Annotated in this window: 16 protein-coding genes; 15 read left to right on the forward strand and 1 reads right to left on the reverse strand. The window is 48.1% G+C overall.

The window, feature by feature from the left end:
* Positions 1 to 4: 4 nt before the first annotated feature.
* From nagB to EL268_RS07150, 10 genes are all read left to right on the forward strand, one after another.
* The gene (nagB, locus tag EL268_RS07105; RefSeq protein ID WP_106655510.1) at positions 5 to 769 is read left to right on the forward strand and encodes a glucosamine-6-phosphate deaminase; all 765 of its coding nucleotides are present in this window, start codon (positions 5 to 7) and stop codon (positions 767 to 769) included.
* Between the two features lie 121 nt (positions 770 to 890).
* On the forward strand, positions 891 to 1,643 hold the full coding sequence (gene hemQ, locus EL268_RS07110) for a hydrogen peroxide-dependent heme synthase (protein ID WP_007715842.1): 753 nt from the start codon (positions 891 to 893) through the stop codon (positions 1,641 to 1,643).
* 125 nt (positions 1,644 to 1,768) lie between these two features.
* Positions 1,769 to 4,003 carry a YcdB/YcdC domain-containing protein gene (locus tag EL268_RS07115; RefSeq protein WP_106655511.1) on the forward strand — a complete coding sequence of 745 codons (2,235 nt, stop codon included), beginning with the start codon at positions 1,769 to 1,771 and terminating at the stop codon, positions 4,001 to 4,003.
* A gap of 151 nt (positions 4,004 to 4,154) precedes the next feature.
* Positions 4,155 to 5,789, forward strand: coding sequence for a YcdB/YcdC domain-containing protein (locus EL268_RS07120; protein WP_232030286.1), 1,635 nt, complete (start codon positions 4,155 to 4,157; stop codon positions 5,787 to 5,789).
* Positions 5,790 to 5,905: 116 nt separating this feature from the next.
* Positions 5,906 to 6,874: an aromatic acid exporter family protein gene (locus EL268_RS07125; RefSeq protein ID WP_331251422.1), complete on the forward strand. Its 969-nt coding sequence runs from the start codon at positions 5,906 to 5,908 to the stop codon at positions 6,872 to 6,874.
* Positions 6,875 to 7,095: 221 nt separating this feature from the next.
* Entirely contained in the window at positions 7,096 to 7,470 is a 375-nt protein-coding gene (locus tag EL268_RS07130; protein ID WP_106655513.1) for a DUF2642 domain-containing protein, read from the forward strand.
* Between the two features lie 14 nt (positions 7,471 to 7,484).
* The gene (locus tag EL268_RS07135; protein WP_106655514.1) at positions 7,485 to 7,682 is read left to right on the forward strand and encodes a hypothetical protein; all 198 of its coding nucleotides are present in this window, start codon (positions 7,485 to 7,487) and stop codon (positions 7,680 to 7,682) included.
* A 29-nt stretch (positions 7,683 to 7,711) separates the two neighbouring features.
* Entirely contained in the window at positions 7,712 to 9,190 is a 1,479-nt protein-coding gene (locus EL268_RS07140) for a glycosyltransferase family 2 protein (RefSeq protein WP_232030287.1), read from the forward strand.
* A gap of 46 nt (positions 9,191 to 9,236) precedes the next feature.
* A complete protein-coding gene (locus tag EL268_RS07145; RefSeq protein ID WP_106655515.1) occupies positions 9,237 to 9,944 on the forward strand; it encodes a glycosyltransferase family 2 protein in 708 nt (235 codons plus the stop codon).
* Positions 9,945 to 9,948: 4 nt separating this feature from the next.
* A complete protein-coding gene (locus tag EL268_RS07150; RefSeq protein WP_106655516.1) occupies positions 9,949 to 12,132 on the forward strand; it encodes a glycosyltransferase in 2,184 nt (727 codons plus the stop codon).
* 82 nt (positions 12,133 to 12,214) lie between these two features.
* Here EL268_RS07150 and EL268_RS07155 read toward each other — a convergent pair whose 3' ends face one another.
* Positions 12,215 to 12,403 (reverse strand): small acid-soluble spore protein H, encoded by a 189-nt coding sequence (locus EL268_RS07155; protein ID WP_106655517.1) that lies wholly within the window; start codon positions 12,401 to 12,403, stop codon positions 12,215 to 12,217.
* Between the two features lie 145 nt (positions 12,404 to 12,548).
* Between EL268_RS07155 and EL268_RS07160 the strand changes: the two genes are divergently transcribed.
* The 5 genes from EL268_RS07160 (at position 12,549) to EL268_RS07180 (ending at position 15,511) form a co-directional block, all read left to right on the forward strand.
* Positions 12,549 to 13,025, forward strand: a complete 477-nt coding sequence (locus EL268_RS07160) for a MarR family winged helix-turn-helix transcriptional regulator (protein ID WP_106655518.1) — start codon at positions 12,549 to 12,551, stop codon at positions 13,023 to 13,025.
* Between the two features lie 76 nt (positions 13,026 to 13,101).
* Positions 13,102 to 14,286 (forward strand): ArsA family ATPase, encoded by a 1,185-nt coding sequence (locus tag EL268_RS07165; RefSeq protein ID WP_106655519.1) that lies wholly within the window; start codon positions 13,102 to 13,104, stop codon positions 14,284 to 14,286.
* On the forward strand, positions 14,283 to 14,477 hold the full coding sequence (locus EL268_RS07170; RefSeq protein ID WP_106655520.1) for a hypothetical protein: 195 nt from the start codon (positions 14,283 to 14,285) through the stop codon (positions 14,475 to 14,477). Before EL268_RS07165 ends, EL268_RS07170 begins: the two co-directional genes overlap by 4 nt.
* A gap of 25 nt (positions 14,478 to 14,502) precedes the next feature.
* Complete coding sequence (locus EL268_RS07175; RefSeq protein WP_106655521.1) at positions 14,503 to 14,853, forward strand: DUF6463 family protein; 351 nt, start codon at positions 14,503 to 14,505, stop codon at positions 14,851 to 14,853.
* Positions 14,854 to 14,908: 55 nt separating this feature from the next.
* The gene (locus EL268_RS07180) at positions 14,909 to 15,511 is read left to right on the forward strand and encodes a YwqG family protein (RefSeq protein WP_373863429.1); all 603 of its coding nucleotides are present in this window, start codon (positions 14,909 to 14,911) and stop codon (positions 15,509 to 15,511) included.
* The last annotated feature ends 5 nt before the right edge of the window (positions 15,512 to 15,516 follow it).

Consider the following 15,516-nt stretch of genomic DNA (forward strand, 5'->3'; position numbering starts at 1 on the left):
GGAAATGAAGCTGGTGATCGTGAAAGATTACGCGGAGCTCAGCAGAAAAGCTGCTGAAATGCTCGTAAGCGAAGTAAAAGCAAATCCGAAGACCGTCTTTGGTCTCGCAACCGGAGGCACGCCAGTAGGGATGTACCGTGAGCTGATCAAGCTGTCGCAGGCAAAGAGCATCGATTTTTCGCAAGCGAGCAGCTTTAATCTGGATGAATACGTCGGTCTTTCCTCGACTCATCCGCAAAGCTATCGCGCGTATATGCAAGAAAACTTGTTCAATCACATCAACATTCCTGCGGAGAAGACACATGTGCCAGTTGGCAATACGACAAATCATTTGGCAGAGTGTGCACGCTACGAGGAAGCGATTCGTTTGGCAGGCGGGATCGACATCCAGGTGTTGGGGATCGGCAATAACGGCCATATTGGCTTCAACGAGCCAGGATCTCCTGCCGACTCAGTGACACGCGTGGTCCAGCTCACTGACAGCACCATCGAAGCAAACGCCCGCTATTTTGATAGTGTGGACCAGGTTCCGACTCAGGCAGTTTCCATGGGAATCAAGACGATTCTTGGCGCGAAAAAAGTCGTGCTTCTCGCAAGTGGAGAGGCAAAAGCAGAAGCAGTGCGATTGATGCTGGAGGAAGAGCCTACGGCAGATGTACCAGCTTCCTTATTGCAATCGCATCCGGATGTAACAGTTATTGTGGATCAGGGAGCAGCGAGCAAGCTGACAACCTCTGTGCTGGCAGGAACGAAACCAAGCGGCAGTTAATGCTCCGCTTGGTTTTCATTTTTCTTGTTCACCAATCTGTTCCGAATACGCACTTGTTCCTTATGCTATACTGGGAATGTTGCAAGAAGGTCACCAGATTTTTCAAAGGAGCTGATTTAGAATGAGCGCAAACGAAGCGTTGCTTACATTAGAAGGTTGGTATACGTATCATAATTTCCGCACCATCAATTGGGAAAAGTGGAAAGCAGCGTCCGCAGCAGAACGCCAAGAAGCGTTGGACGAGCTGAATGCATTGATCCGCACATGGGAAGCGAATGAGGGCGAGAACCAAGGAAGCACGGCTGTCTACTCCATCCTCGGACACAAAGCAGACCTCGTGTTCATGTTCCTGCGTCCAACCATGCAAGAACTCGATGAGATCAAAACAGCGTTCAACAAAACTCGCTTTGCTGCCTATACAGAAGCTCCTTATTCGTATGTATCCGTAGTAGAGCTGAGCAACTATGTACATAATCCAGGTGAAGATCCAAAAGCGAATCCGCACGTGCGTGACCGCCTCTATCCGATCTTGCCAAAATGGGAGCACATTTGCTTCTATCCAATGAACAAAAAGCGTGATCTGCAAGACAACTGGTACATGCTATCCATGCAGGAGCGCCAAGAAATGATGCGCTCCCACGGCTTGATCGGCCGCTCCTACGCTGGCCGCGTGAAGCAAATCATCGGTGGCTCTGTTGGTTTCGACGATTGGGAGTGGGGCGTTACCCTCTTTGCCAACGATCCGCTGGAATTCAAGCATATCGTTTACGAAATGCGCTTTGATGAAGTAAGCGCACGCTTCGGTGAATTCGGCAACTTCCTCGTAGGAAACGTATTGAACGTAGAAACACTGGCGAAAAAGCTGGAAGTATAAGCAATGCCCCCAAAAGATCTGCTTTGCGAGAAAATCGCATCGGCAGATCTTTTTTTGGACTACATATCCTCTCTTTAATGGTAAAATAAGGTGATATTTTGATAATAGAGAGGAGAGGTTGATCCGTGTTGAGACGTACAACGTCGTGGGGGCTCTCACTCGGCGTGTCATCCACTATTCTGGTGACGACTGTATTCGCTACAGCAAGTGTCGAGGGTCTTGTCCCAATCGTACATGCAGCCGAGAAAACGCTGTCGCAGGAAGAGGCAATTAAACAAGCCCAGAAGTGGGTGACAATTCCGGAAGACTACAAGCTGAGAGGTGCCAGAATCACAGAGCCGGACGAGGAATACAATGTTACAGGTCGAACATATTGGAATATCTCTTGGGAAAAAGGCAAGGCTGGACGCATTAATGTGACGATTGACGCTGTTTCTGGTGCATTATCCCGATATTCTAACCGTTTGGAGGACGATCAACCAGGAAGCACTAAAAACAAGCTTACGGAAGAGCAGGCAATAGAAGTAGCGACGAAGTTTCTGGAAAAAGTGACAACCGAAGAGGAGCGGGGGCGTTTATCCAAGCCCAATGAATATGCGGACCAGAACGGTTACTATTTCAGAAATCAGGGAGAATTTGTAAATTTCACTCGCATGGTGGGCGAAATCCCGTTTTTGGGAAATGGTATTCAAATAATCGTGGACAGGAATGGGGACGTCGTCAACTTTAACCGGGAGTGGTATGACGGCAAGCTCCCGGAAGCTACGAAAGTGATTGAGACAGCCGAAGCAGAGAAAAAATGGGAGGAGAAAGCAAGCCCGTCCCTTATGTACAAGGATATGGCAGGGATGACGAATAGATATCAGCAGGCACCTGGCTCCTACGAGCTGGTCTACGAGTTCCAGGATGAGGACCCGCAACTGGTCGATGCTACGACTGGAGAAGTCATTAATTTATTTGGAAAAGTAGCAAGTGAGAAAAAAATCAAGCCGTTGGGGAATATGATATCCTCAGAAACGTCAGAAAAGCGGTTGATTACAAAAGAAGAGGCACAAAAAATTGCGGAACAATATGTGAAAAGACTGCCTGGCAACTATCGTTTTGACGGCAGCAGCGGAGGGGGTTCGAGCTCAGGACCAGGTGGAATCTCTGAACGCCATTGGAGTTTTGATTTCTCCCCTCAAAATGGAGGAGGCAAAAAGTCAGAGCAAGTAGAAGTGGATATTAACGACCGGGGAGAGTTGGTCGGTTATCAAGTGAATCCAAACGGTCGATTTGAAGAAACTCCCAAAAAGATGGTCATCACTTGGGAACAGGCCGAAGAAAGTGCTACGAAACTTGTAAACACTCTCTTGTCCGACCAGCTGGGAGAAATTTATCAGATAGAACAGGAGCCTTCGAAGGAAACACTCCAAAGTTATGCGGATAATGGCGAACCATATGAAATTCAATTTGGCATGCTGATCAATGGTATTCCGGTCGAGGATGAAACCTTTCGAGTCGAGGTCAATCCGGAGACGGGGATGGCTGAGTCATTGAGCCAAAGGTCACGCTCGGAAGTGAAGCTGCTTTCCAAGCCAACTAACAAGCAAATCGAACGGCAAAGTGCGAAAGAAGTAATCAAGAAGCAGCAGAAGCTTCAGCTTGCCTACCTCCAGCCTGTGCCAGAGTGGGTACCGATAAAGCCGTCTGAACCGATTCTCGTCTATCGTTATGTTGGAGATAATGGGGTTGTGAAAGCAGATACCGGAGAATGGTACAGCTTTGTTGAGGCACAAAAAAAGCAATCCCCGACTGATATCGATGAGCATCCGCAACAGGCAGTGCTTGATTTTGCGGTCCGTAAGGGATGGATGACGGTCGCAGACGGCCAGTTAGGACCCGAAAAAGAGGTTACTCGTGGGGAAATGGCCATGATGATGGCGCAGATGGCAGATGAGGGCGAATTCCGATATCTGCGTCCTTACTTCGACAGCGATGAAGAACGGCTTATTCATAACTTTGCTGACGTACCTTCTTCCCATCCAAACTACGCTGCCATTCAAAGAAACGTAGAATACAAATTGATTCCAAAAACAGGAAATAACTTTGAGCCAGATCGGTTGATTACACGTGCCGAAGTAGCGGATATGGTGGCAAGACTGCTCGGTTATGGTGACCTCCTGGAAAAGCCCGAACTATTCAAGTCGCCATATCAGGACGTGCAAAGCAAGCATGTTCCTGCTGTTACCCTCATCTCAGCAAATGGCTTGCTCAAGGGAAAATCAGCAACGAATTTTGATCCGGATGCAACAGTTACGCGTGCACAAGCCGCTGAACTGCTGAAATTGATTTACGACCAGCAGCAAGAGCGGAATTGATTTGCAAGATCGTGAAAAAGCTTGACGTATAATCAACATCCCAAAAGATCTGTTGTGCGAGATTTCGCATCGGCGGATCTTTTTTTTTGGTCTATTTTCTCTCATAAATGGTAAAATGAGGTTGTTTGTAGATGGAGAGGAGAGGTTATTCGTGTTGAGACGTACTATATCGAGGGGACTTTCACTCGGCGTGACATTTTCCATTTTGATGACAACTGTGTTCGCTACAGCAGGGGCCGGAAGTTTGGCACCAGTCGTACATGCAGCCGAGAAGGCACTTTCGGAGGAAGAGGCAATTGCGCTTGCCAAGAAGCAATTGACGATTCTGGGTGAGTACAAGCTGGCAAGAGTCGAATTTGTCGACGGTATTGAAATGCTATGGGGAAAACCCATATGGTCTAGCAGTTGGAATAAAGAAAATAGTGGGAGTATTGAATTGCGAATAGATGCATTATCAGGGGGAATTTTGAAATATGAACGTCGTGGGGAAGAGCGGGACTTGGACGCAATTCAAAAGAAGCTTCCGGAAGATCAGGCGATCCAAGTGGCAACCGAATTTCTTAAGCAAGTAACGACGGAAGAAGAACGGAGCCGTTTATCCAAGCCGAATGAATATCCTGATCCATATGTTAACTATAACTCTACTAGCAAAGGAACCATTATAAACTTTACCCGTATCGAAAACGAGATTCCTTTTCTGGAAAATGGGTTTCGATTCAGAGTGGGCAGCAATGGGGAAGTGATCAGGTTTGAGCGACATTGGACAGAGGAGGAACTTCCAGATACTTCGAAAGTTATAGATATAAAGAAAGCTGAAAAGAAATGGGATAAAGAGGCGATTCTGTCATCCATGTACAAGGATACTGCTGAAATAGACCAGCCTGTTTATGATTTCAAGAGTGAAGACCCGCAAATTGTCAATGCCATTACAGGGGAAATGCTTGATTCGTACGGACAGACTGTCAATGAAAAGAAGATAAGGCTGTTAGGGAAAACCGTTCCTCCTTCTACCACTGAACAAAAGATCATTACACAAGACGAAGCGTTAAAAATAGCAGAGCAACAGATTAAAAAGCTACCTAGTACTTACCGATGGAATGGTAGAAGCTATGAGTCACGCTCAGTACTTGATAGAAAGAACTGGAATTTTGAGTTTGTTTCGCAACCAAGGGATGGAAGTGAGTCAGATACTGTAAAAATAGGGATTAACAACCGTGGTTATTTCGTCGAATTCAGTATGAATGAAAAAAGCAGGTTCTTAGAAGAGAAAAAGAAAATAGAAAAGAGTATTACTTGGGCACAAGCACAAGAAAGTGCAGAAAAGTTCTTACAAACATTCTACCCTGATCAGTTAGGAATAATTTATGCGGTCGATTACGTTCCGAATGAGAAAAGGATCAAAGAAATCTTGGAAAATGGTGAACCGTATCATATCCAATTTGGCTATATGATCAAAGGCATACCAGAAGAGGATACCATCTTTCACGTCGATATCAACCCTGCGACCGGGGAAGTATGGCAAATGTATAACAACGGACTTCAGGAATATTTACTACCACGTCCCTCTCAAAAAAATATTGGTATCGATCTGAATACGGCGAAAAAAGTCATGAAAGAGAACAAGAAGCTCATGCTCACTTACTTTCAGCCAAAAGTTGATGGAATTTATGGAAGAAAGAAAATGCTTGAACAACCACTCCTCGTCTATCGTTATGTGGGAGAAAAAGGGCTCGTCAAAGCAGATGGCAAGTGGCACAGTTATGCAGAGAAGCACAAACAGGAATAGATGCTTTGAAAATTTACGAACTCTTTCCTTTGGTTCCCCGATACTTTTTGTTAAAGTAAACAGGAAAGCATTTTTGACAGCGGAGGGGAACAAGACTGGGCTTTCTCAAGTTTAAAATTGGTTATCGCACATTAAAAACAGCCATCGGAACGGCTATCTCGATTCTGATCGCCCAGCAACTGGGCTTGATGTATGCTTCTTCGGCTGGGATCATTACGATCTTGTGTATTCAGGTGACGGTCAAGCAATCGTTTCGAACAGCGTGGAATCGGATTCTGGCCAGCTTGTTGGGGCTGGGAATCGGTGTCTGCCTGTTTTCCCTCATGGGCTATACGCCGATTGCCATTCTCCTTTTCATTTTGCTTTTCTTGCCGCTGGCGGTGCGTTTTGGCATTCAGGAAGGCTTCGTCAACAGCATGGTTGTGCTCATGCACCTGTATTCTTCAAAGAGAATCGACGGAATGCTATTGCTGAATGAGGTCGCTTTGCTCGTTATCGGTGTGGGCGTAGCCCTACTGGTCAATCTGTACATGCCGAGTCTCGATAAAGAGCTAAAAGGGATGCAAGTAAAGGTGGAGAAGCTGTTCAGCAAAATCTTGCGGGAGTTCTGCTATTACTTGCGTCACGGAGAAAGTGATTGGGACGGGAAAGAATTAATTGAAACAACAGGTGTCTTGGAAACGGCGATTCGTTTAGCTTCGCGAGATGTTGACAATCGATTGGGCCGCCGAAACGATTCGTACTATGAGTATTTTGTCATGCGGCAAAAGCAGTTCGAGCTATTGGAACGCATGATGCCGATTGTCTCTTCCTTGGATCATCAGGTGACAGAGAGCCATCGGATCGCAGATTTTCTTGCGCGAATCAGCGACTCGGTACATCCGGGCAATACTGCCTACCGCTTTATCGACCAACTGCGTGTGATGCAAGAGGAGATCAAGGCAGCAGAGTTGCCGCGAACGCGAGAGGAATTTGAGACGCGTGCCTCGCTGTTTTATCTCCTTCGAGAAATTGAGAGTTATTTGTTCATCAAGCATGAGCTAGGCAAGAACAGGGACGAAAAGGCACAGGTGGCAAAGAGTTAGACAAAACAGTACGTAACAATGAAAGAGTTGTAGAATACGAAGGAAGGCTGCGAATACTTTTCGCAGTCTTTTTTTGTTTTTCGGTAAAAATCCCGTGAACTTTTCATTAAAATCAAAAAAATACACCGTTGTCCTAGTACGTTTTTCAGCTTACTTGTATACCGTGTACAAGCGGCGAAAAAAAATCAAAAGAATAGGATTAAGGAGATGAGAGTGACCAAATGAAATTAATTGTGAATGAACAAGAGTTGAAAGAGTATTTTCGAGGGCTGCGGAGTCTCGTCTGGGGTAAGGAGCAAACAGACGAAGGACTCGGAAATGACAAGGAAGAAGCGATTCGTAGTTCGCTACGCAAAGAACTGTACGCAGAAGAATTCGCCGCATTTCTGCAAGAAAGCCACAGTGATTTGCATAGTGATTCTTTTCGCAAAGTACTGCTGCGCTATTTGCATGAAACCGTTGAGCTGGGAACAGATGCTGGGAGTGTCACAGGGGTCCTGAATGAGGTTGGCCGGGACTATGCTGAAATCATAGAGCCAAGCGGTACACGTGTGCTGATTCGTTTTGCGCAAATTAATTATGTTCATGAGGTGTAAGGAGGAGAAGACAAATGAACTATGTACAGAAATTGAGAACGTTTATAGGCGATAGTGTACAAGTCGTAACCGGGTTGAATGTGATTACCGGTGAGTTGCTCGGCGTGACCAATTCGACATTAACCTTGCTTGCAGCAAGTGAGCCAGGCTATGGCGGTGGCGAAACAGTGGTATTTCAACTCGACCGCATCACGTATGTGCGCGTTCTCTAATGGTAGGGCGGCAAGGGAGAAGGGGCCACGTGCCCCTATCCATTCTAATTCCTGCCATGTTTGGGACAGCTCATCTGCCAAAGCTGATCGCCGCATGCAAACAGCTTGCACCTCTGGAAATCATCGTGATTTCGAAAGGGGCCTTGGAACTTGGCTCCGGTATTCGCGTCGTTCTTGCAGAGGGTGTTGAGAGTCTGTTCTCATGGCGGACAGAGGCTGCCAAGCATGCAAGAGGGAATGTCCTGCTTTTTCTCGGCGAAGAGCAAATCGATTCGTTGTCTGGATTGCAGCGCTTCTTGTTCCCGATTTTATATGGAAATGCGCAGGTCGTTTTGCCTCAGCAGGATATGCGACACAGGAGGATGACAAAACCAAGTCCTATCCACAGTTTTTCCCTGCTGGTAAATAACCTCTTCGGTCGCTCTGACCTGCGTGAAGCTTCCTTGCTGGACACACCTCACGCGATGACCAGAGAAGCACTTTCCAAAATCGGAGTGGAACAGTTGGCACAGCCTGCTCAAGCGCACAAGCGGGCGGTCGAAAGCGGTCTGTCCATTACCACGCAAGCTATTGGAACGGGAACGGAAGAACGGATGTTTTTGCCACAGCTTCATGGTTCGTTGCTCAAAGAGCTCTCTTTGTATGAAAAGCTGGTGATTGCCGAACAGCTTGATCTCGTCTCGCGTCTTCCCTTTCGCGGCGGACTGTCCGATGGAGGTAGGCGAAGAGATATAGCAGAGAATGTGAGCGGTAAAAACAGTGGTATCCCTGTTACGCAGGTAGGGAAATGGCCTTTGAGACAAACAACTCTTTACAGCGGCAAAACGGTATCCGTTATCATTCCAGCCCTCAACGAGGCAGCGACGATCCAGCAAGTGATCCGTGAAGTTCTTCGGCTGGAGCCAGTTGAAATTATCGTGGTCGTCAATGGCTCGAGTGATCAAACAGCGCAGCTTGCCCGTGAATGCGGCGCGACGACCGTAGAGTTCCCATATGCATTAGGCGTAGACACAGGACGGGCAATTGGGGCAAGCCTGTCGAAAGGCGACATCCTGCTGTTTGTCGATGCGGATGTTGTCATGACCGCGCATGATCTGTACCCATTTGTTCTCGCGTGCGAGTGCGGCGTGGATGTTGCCCTGAATGATGTTGCTGTATTTTTGAATCAGCCTTTCGCAGACAACGTTTTTGTAGCTTGTCGCCAAGCTCTCAACTTGGCGTTGAATCGTAAGGATTTGGGGATCGGGTCTATGGTGACCGTCCCCTTTGCCTTACGCAAGGAAGCGGTTGCTCCGTTCGGGTGGCCCATATTGCTCTGCCCGCCAAAAGCGCAAGCAGCATACGCACAGGCAGGTGTAAGGATGGAATTGGTTCATCAAGTGAACAGCTTCACCTCCAACCGATTCCGGCCAGACAAACACTTCGCCAGCTCCGGAATGCCCCCTGCCGTCGAGCAGATTGCGGGTGACCATGTGGAAGCCTTGCAGTTTCTGGCGAAAGGAAGGTAGCGGGGATGCCATATGAAAACAAAAAGGCTGGAAGGAGGAATTGAAATTGGCAAGAGAGCGAATAGAAGGTCTGGTAAGTGTCGTCATTACCAATTTCAACAGGGCTGCTTATATACGTGAATGCTTGGACAGCATCCTCCAGCAAACCTATGAAAATTGGGAGATTATCCTGATCGATGATGCATCGACAGATCATTCCGTAGAAGTGGCCAGAGAGTGGCTTGAAGAGAGTAAAAGGTTTTTTCCAGGGGAGAATCAGGTGCTGATTCATGAGCTCCCTCGCAATATTGGCTTTGCGGGTGCCATCAACGTCGGGTATTACCTGAGCAGAGGCGAGTTCATCGCGATTCAGGACTCGGATGATTTCTCCCATATCCTGCGTCTTTCGCGGCAGGTTGAATACTTGAAAAATCATCCCCAGATCGATTTGGTCGGTACGAATTACTATGCGTTTTCATCCGATAATCCGGAAAAAAAGCAGCTCGCTGGATGGATCAAGTACGACGATGACATTCGCAAAGTATACGGAAACGGGGGACACTGCGTCTGTCATGGAACCTGCATGTTTCGAGGACGATTGTTTGACCAGATTGGTGGCCCGACACGCCGGATTGAGGGTGCGGAAGACTACGAATTTATCGCCAAAGCTTTGAATGCGAGAGCAGGCGTGAACAATATAGCAGAAGCATTGTATTATTACCGTACCCACGCTGAGCAGCGTTCGGCCCACTATTATCGGAAGAAGGGAGGGTAAAAAGTTGACTAGCAGTAATGATCGGATATTGATGGTGCTGGACAGTTTGAGGACAGGCGGAACGGAGACGCATGTTCTTAGCATGGGTAAAGCATTGAGGAAAAAAGGCGTCCAACTGTTTTATGCAGGTGGGAATGGCCCCCTCTATCAAGAATTTGTTGATGCAGGCTTTTTGGTTGAACCGATAGAATCCGCACGTGAACCGCTCTCGGCACGCAGACAGCATCTGATCGAGTGTTACCGTGCATGTATGAAGAAGCATCGTATTACCATCGTCCATGTGCATCAGACTCCTTCAGGCTTTCTTGCCGCTACGGCAGCCAATGAGCTCGGCATTCCTGTCGTGTTCACCTTGCATGGAACGTACTACCCAAAGGATGAGGCGATAAAAGTAGCCCAGCTCTGCTCCGCAGTGATCAGTGTGAGCAAACCTGTCCAACTATTCTGGCAAAAACGAGGGGTAAAAAGCACACTCATTTCCAATGGGGTTGATGTGGAAGAGTTCCAGTCTGGCTTTGCAAGTAGGGCTGATGTACCGTCATTGCCGCCTGACGCTATGGTGGTTACGTACGTGAGCCGGCTGGCTTGGCAAAAAGCATCGGTGTGCAACATGGTATTGCGAGCAACCAAAACGCTGCGGAGTGACATCCCCAACCTGCATATCGTGGTGGTGGGGTCGGGTGCCCAGGCCATTCATGTTCATGAGCTGGCAAAAGCGCTGAATAAAGCCGCAGGGAAGCCCTATATTCACATTGTGGGGGAGCAAACCGATGTCCGGCCGTATTACGAAATCAGTGATTTGGTGATCGGAACAGGCAGGGTCGCACTCGAAGCGATGGCGTGCGGAAAGCCTGTGCTTGCAATCGGGAATCATGGCTACGTCGGTTTGGTCGAACCTTCCTCTTACGATTTGGCTTGGGACTGTTACTTCGGTGACCACTCCTCTGTGCAGAAGCCGTCTCCTCCGTTGATCGACAGTGCTTTGCGTCAAGCATGCCGCGACCGGAGTCAATTGAAGGAAATAGGAGGTCAAGGAAGAACGTGGGTCCAAAATCATTTTCATATCACGCAAAAATGTGCCTCCTTGCTCACTATTTATGCACAAATAAAGAGTGGAGGGGGGACGACAAGTATGAAAAAAATATTGTACGTTGGCTGGCTAGGCTTCAACAATTTGGGTGACGAGCTGATGTGGCATGCCTTTTACAATTTGTCATGCAAATACCTCGACCCTACACAATACAAGGTAATACCTTCTCTGCCCGGGGTTGATCTGAAGGATTTAAGTGCGTACGATACCGTCGTTTTGGGGGGAGGATCGCTTCTCATTCCGGGGTATGTGGATGTAGCTTATCGTGCTGTTGAACAGAAAAAAAATCTATGGGTCTGGGGAAGCGGATTTGACTCGCAAGATCAAGTCAATCTAGATTCTTCCGGCAGATTGACGAACAAGCTGATAACTGGCCAAGATAAAATGAGCCACATGCTGCAAAAAATCGCCGAGCACGCCACGTTTTTTGGTGTACGCGGACCAATTACACTTCAATACCTTCAGCAAGCGGGAGTGGGAGAAAGGGCAGCGATTAGCGGAGACCCGGGGATGCTGCTTCTCCCAGCATCATTGCCAACAGTGGTAGACAAAAGCAAGCGATTCACGATTGGCATCAACTGGGGTACGTCCTATAACCGGATTTATGGGAAAAACGAGCTCGCAGTAGAGGATGCGCTGGCGCATGCAGCCAAGAGGCTGATCGAGGCAGGCTACGATATCCACTTGCTTACCATGTGGGGACCGGATCGGGAAGCCATTAAAAGACTGTACAAAAAAATCGACGATCCAGCGCATACGATCCTGGATCTGGAGCTGCACGATCATACACGAATGCTGCAGCTGATGAAAGGCTTTCAGGCGACGATCAATTTTAAGCTGCATGCCAATGTGCTGAGTGCCGCTGCCGGTGTTCCCTTCGTTTGTTTGGCGTATCGCATCAAGGGCATCGACTTTGCTTATTCACTGGATTTGCCGGAGCTCCTCGTCCCAACAGATGAGCCACAATTAGGCGAACGAATTGTTTCTTGCACGTGGGAGGCAATCGCGCGCAGGGAGCAGATCGCAGCAAAATTAGCGGCGAGTCAGAAAAAAATGATCGAGAATTTGGAGCTGCCATTCATCCAAGGCTTGCTGTAAGGCCATTTGTACAATGAAAAAGAAGAAAACGAGGGGACCTGCGGATTCGCTACAGGTCCCCTCATTCGTGTTGTGGCGAAAATCAGTACTCACCGTGCTCCCGCAAGCTGGCTACGGGAACGCTCATCTCCTGATCAGGCTGGTCGAGCGGGTAAATCCTTGCCATGTCGTTGTTATCATCGATGTGCTGGATGTATACGGGTATTCCGTCGCAGGTGACGTTCGCCATCACGGGCGAAGCTGCGATTTCTTTCGCGCGCTGTTTATTCACGTTGACTCCTCCTGTCATTCGTAACAGCTATAATATGTACGTCAGTCCAGCATGGTATACTTTTAACGCCTGTTGACATTCCCTAAAATATGTAATAAATTGAAGAGGAAATTACTACGAAATCGTACTAAAAGGAGTCACCGGTATGCAGCAACTATACGACCTATTTCTGAAAACCGGTTTGCGTCCGTTCGCCTTTATGTCCGATACGATGCAGCTTGAAGAAAAACTGACTCGCTCTGATTTGTCGACACTCCTCATATTGCTGTTCCGCGGAGATTTGACCATGTCAGAGCTGGCGCAAGAGATGGGGGCGCCGCTTAGTTCAATGACCAGCATCGCAAAACGGCTTGAACGCAAAGGATACATCGCGAGGGCGACCTCTGTAGAGGATCAACGGGTGAAGCTCGTCACTCTGACACAACCAGGCAAACAGCTCGCAAAAGAATCCGAGCAAATGATGCTAACGATGCTGGGCAGGCTTCAGGAGGCGTTTACTCCGGAAGAAATGGAGCAATTCACCACCCTTTTACTCAAAGCCGCCAAGGTATTTCAGGAAGGAGGACCTGTCAAGCCTCGTGAATCAAAGGTTCGTTCCATCAAGATCAACATTGAGGAATAGTCCGTTCGAGCCTGCTTCTTTTTTTGTCTAATTACTACGAAATCGTATTAAATGGATCATGAAGGAGAGAGTCGAGATGAGAATCATCATTTACACCGGCAAAGGTGGAGTTGGGAAGACGAGTGTTGCAGCAGCAACGGCTGTTAAGCTGGCAAAGCAGGGAAAAAGGACGCTCGTACTCAGCACGGATGCCGCACACAGTTTGGCAGATTCATTGGGGACCGTGATCGGACCAGACCCCGTACCAATCAGTGAAAATTTATGGGGCCAGGAAGTAAACAGCTTGCGGGAAACCGAGCGCAACTGGGGGGCAGTTCAGGGATGGCTGACCACATTGCTCGACAAAGCACAGCTGACTGATATTACAACAGAGGAAATGCTCGTTTTTCCTGGCATGGAGGAATTATTCAGTTTGCTGCAGATCAAGGAACACGCCGTGAGCGGGCAATTCGACGTCCTGGTAGTCGATTGTGCCCCAACAGGAGAAACACTCCGTCTGCTCAGTTATCCAAACGTATTGAATTGGTGGCTGGAGAAAATTTTTCCGACCGAGCGCAAGCTGATCAAACTCGTTCGCCCAGTAGCCAAGATCGTCAACAAAGTGGAGCTTCCATCCGATGATGTGCTAGACAGCGTAGAGCACCTCGCTCGAGGGCTGGAGGAAATGCAACGAATTGTTCTGGACCCGGAGATCACATCAGTGAGGATCGTAGTAAACCCGGAAAAAATGGTGCTTGCGGAAGCAAAGCGCTCGTTCACTTACTTGAATCTGTTCGGGTTCAATACGGACGCCATCGTCGTGAATCGGGTGCTTCCGGATGAAGCGGGAGAGGGATTTTTTGCCCACTGGCGAGAGCTGCAACGGAAGTATGAGAACGAAATCGTGGAAAACTTTCAGCCGCTCCCGATTTTGAAAGCACCGATGATGCCAAAAGAAGTGATTGGGCTTCCCGTTCTAGAAGAATTGGCTGATATCGTTTTTGGAACAGAAGACCCATTCGCCAAGTTGTATCAGGGCAGAACGGAACTGATTCGAGAAGTGGACGGAGAGCTGCATTTGGAGCTGATGATTCCTTTTGTGGATAAAGCAGCGCTGGATTTAACGCAAACAGGAGATGAATTGACCGTAAATGCAGGTGACTACAAGCGAAAAGTCATCTTGCCACGCGTATTAATGGGACGACAGGTAACGGGAGCGAAATATGCGGAGGATCGGCTGATCATTCGTTTTAGCGCAAGGGAAGGGGCTGCCCAGCATTGAGACGTACTGGATTGAATCGGGTGCTGACCATTCTCGGGAACATGGACCAGCATGGAACCGAGCGACATATGAAAAATGCCTGCAAAGAATGGCTGCTCGCATCGCGGTCAGTGATCGACAGCATGATTGATGCGTTACAGCATGAAGAGGAACGTCCGAGAGCTCATAAAATCAACATTTCCAAGGAATAAGCCAACTTGAGAGGAGAGAATTGACATGGTAAGTGGGATCAAGCGCCAAATGGGTTTCACTCTCATCATTACAGGACTGCTGCATACGGTTGTCGGTCTGTTTTTATACGCGGAGCCTCTTCAGCAGATCGTCGCAAACGGTTTTTGGAATGCGGTAGGGAGAGAGGAAGTTGCTGCTTTCTGGTTTATGATGTTTGGCTTTTTGTTGATGTTGCTCGGATATATGGCGGATTGGCTAATGAAAAAGAAGGGAATGGAGACGCCAGCTGCCTTTGGGTGGACGATACTCGGGATATGCGTGGTCGGGGCGATTGCCATGCCTGCATCGGGCTTCTGGCTCGGCATACCACAGGCTGGCATCCTGCTTCGCAAGTGATGTAAGAAATTTGCGGATAGGTAGATGGTTCAGATAAAATGAATGTAACCATAGGCTGCCGCCAGAAATGCCATACCCACAGGATGAAGAAGGGAACGACTACTTGTTTCTCGCACAAATCAACTGGGCGCAAATGCCGCAGCTCGATGGCTACCCCGCTAGTGGATTGACCAGTTTTTTTGTCAAGGAGGATGATACATTCGGATTGATGGACCAATCCTTTCGAGTGCTTCATTTTGAAGAGGTCATGGACATACAGGAAATAGACCCCTTTCAACCAGAGGACCCTGACGTGTACAGTCCGGTTTTAGGCGGACCATACAAGCTGACAGGAAAACGAGAGTCACAGTACGTCCCTCATCGAGATCCACAGGCGGTGAATTTTCAGCTTCCTACGGATGAGGATCAAGTGGCCTATTCGAAATATTGGGACCTCGCCGATGCAAGCGGATCACGGATCGGTGGATATCCTTACTTTACCCAAGCGTATGTGAATCAGGATGGGTGGGAGCTGCTCCTTCAACTAGATATGGAGGGCGACAACTACGATTACTATGTGTCGTGGGGAGATAGCGGAGTGGGCAACTTCTTCATTCGCAGGGAGGATCTGCTTCGTCTGGATTTTTCAAAGGTTTTTTATACTTGGGATTGTTTATAAAAGAA

It is taken from the genome of Brevibacillus brevis (assembly GCF_900637055.1).
Classification (GTDB): domain Bacteria; phylum Bacillota; class Bacilli; order Brevibacillales; family Brevibacillaceae; genus Brevibacillus; species Brevibacillus brevis.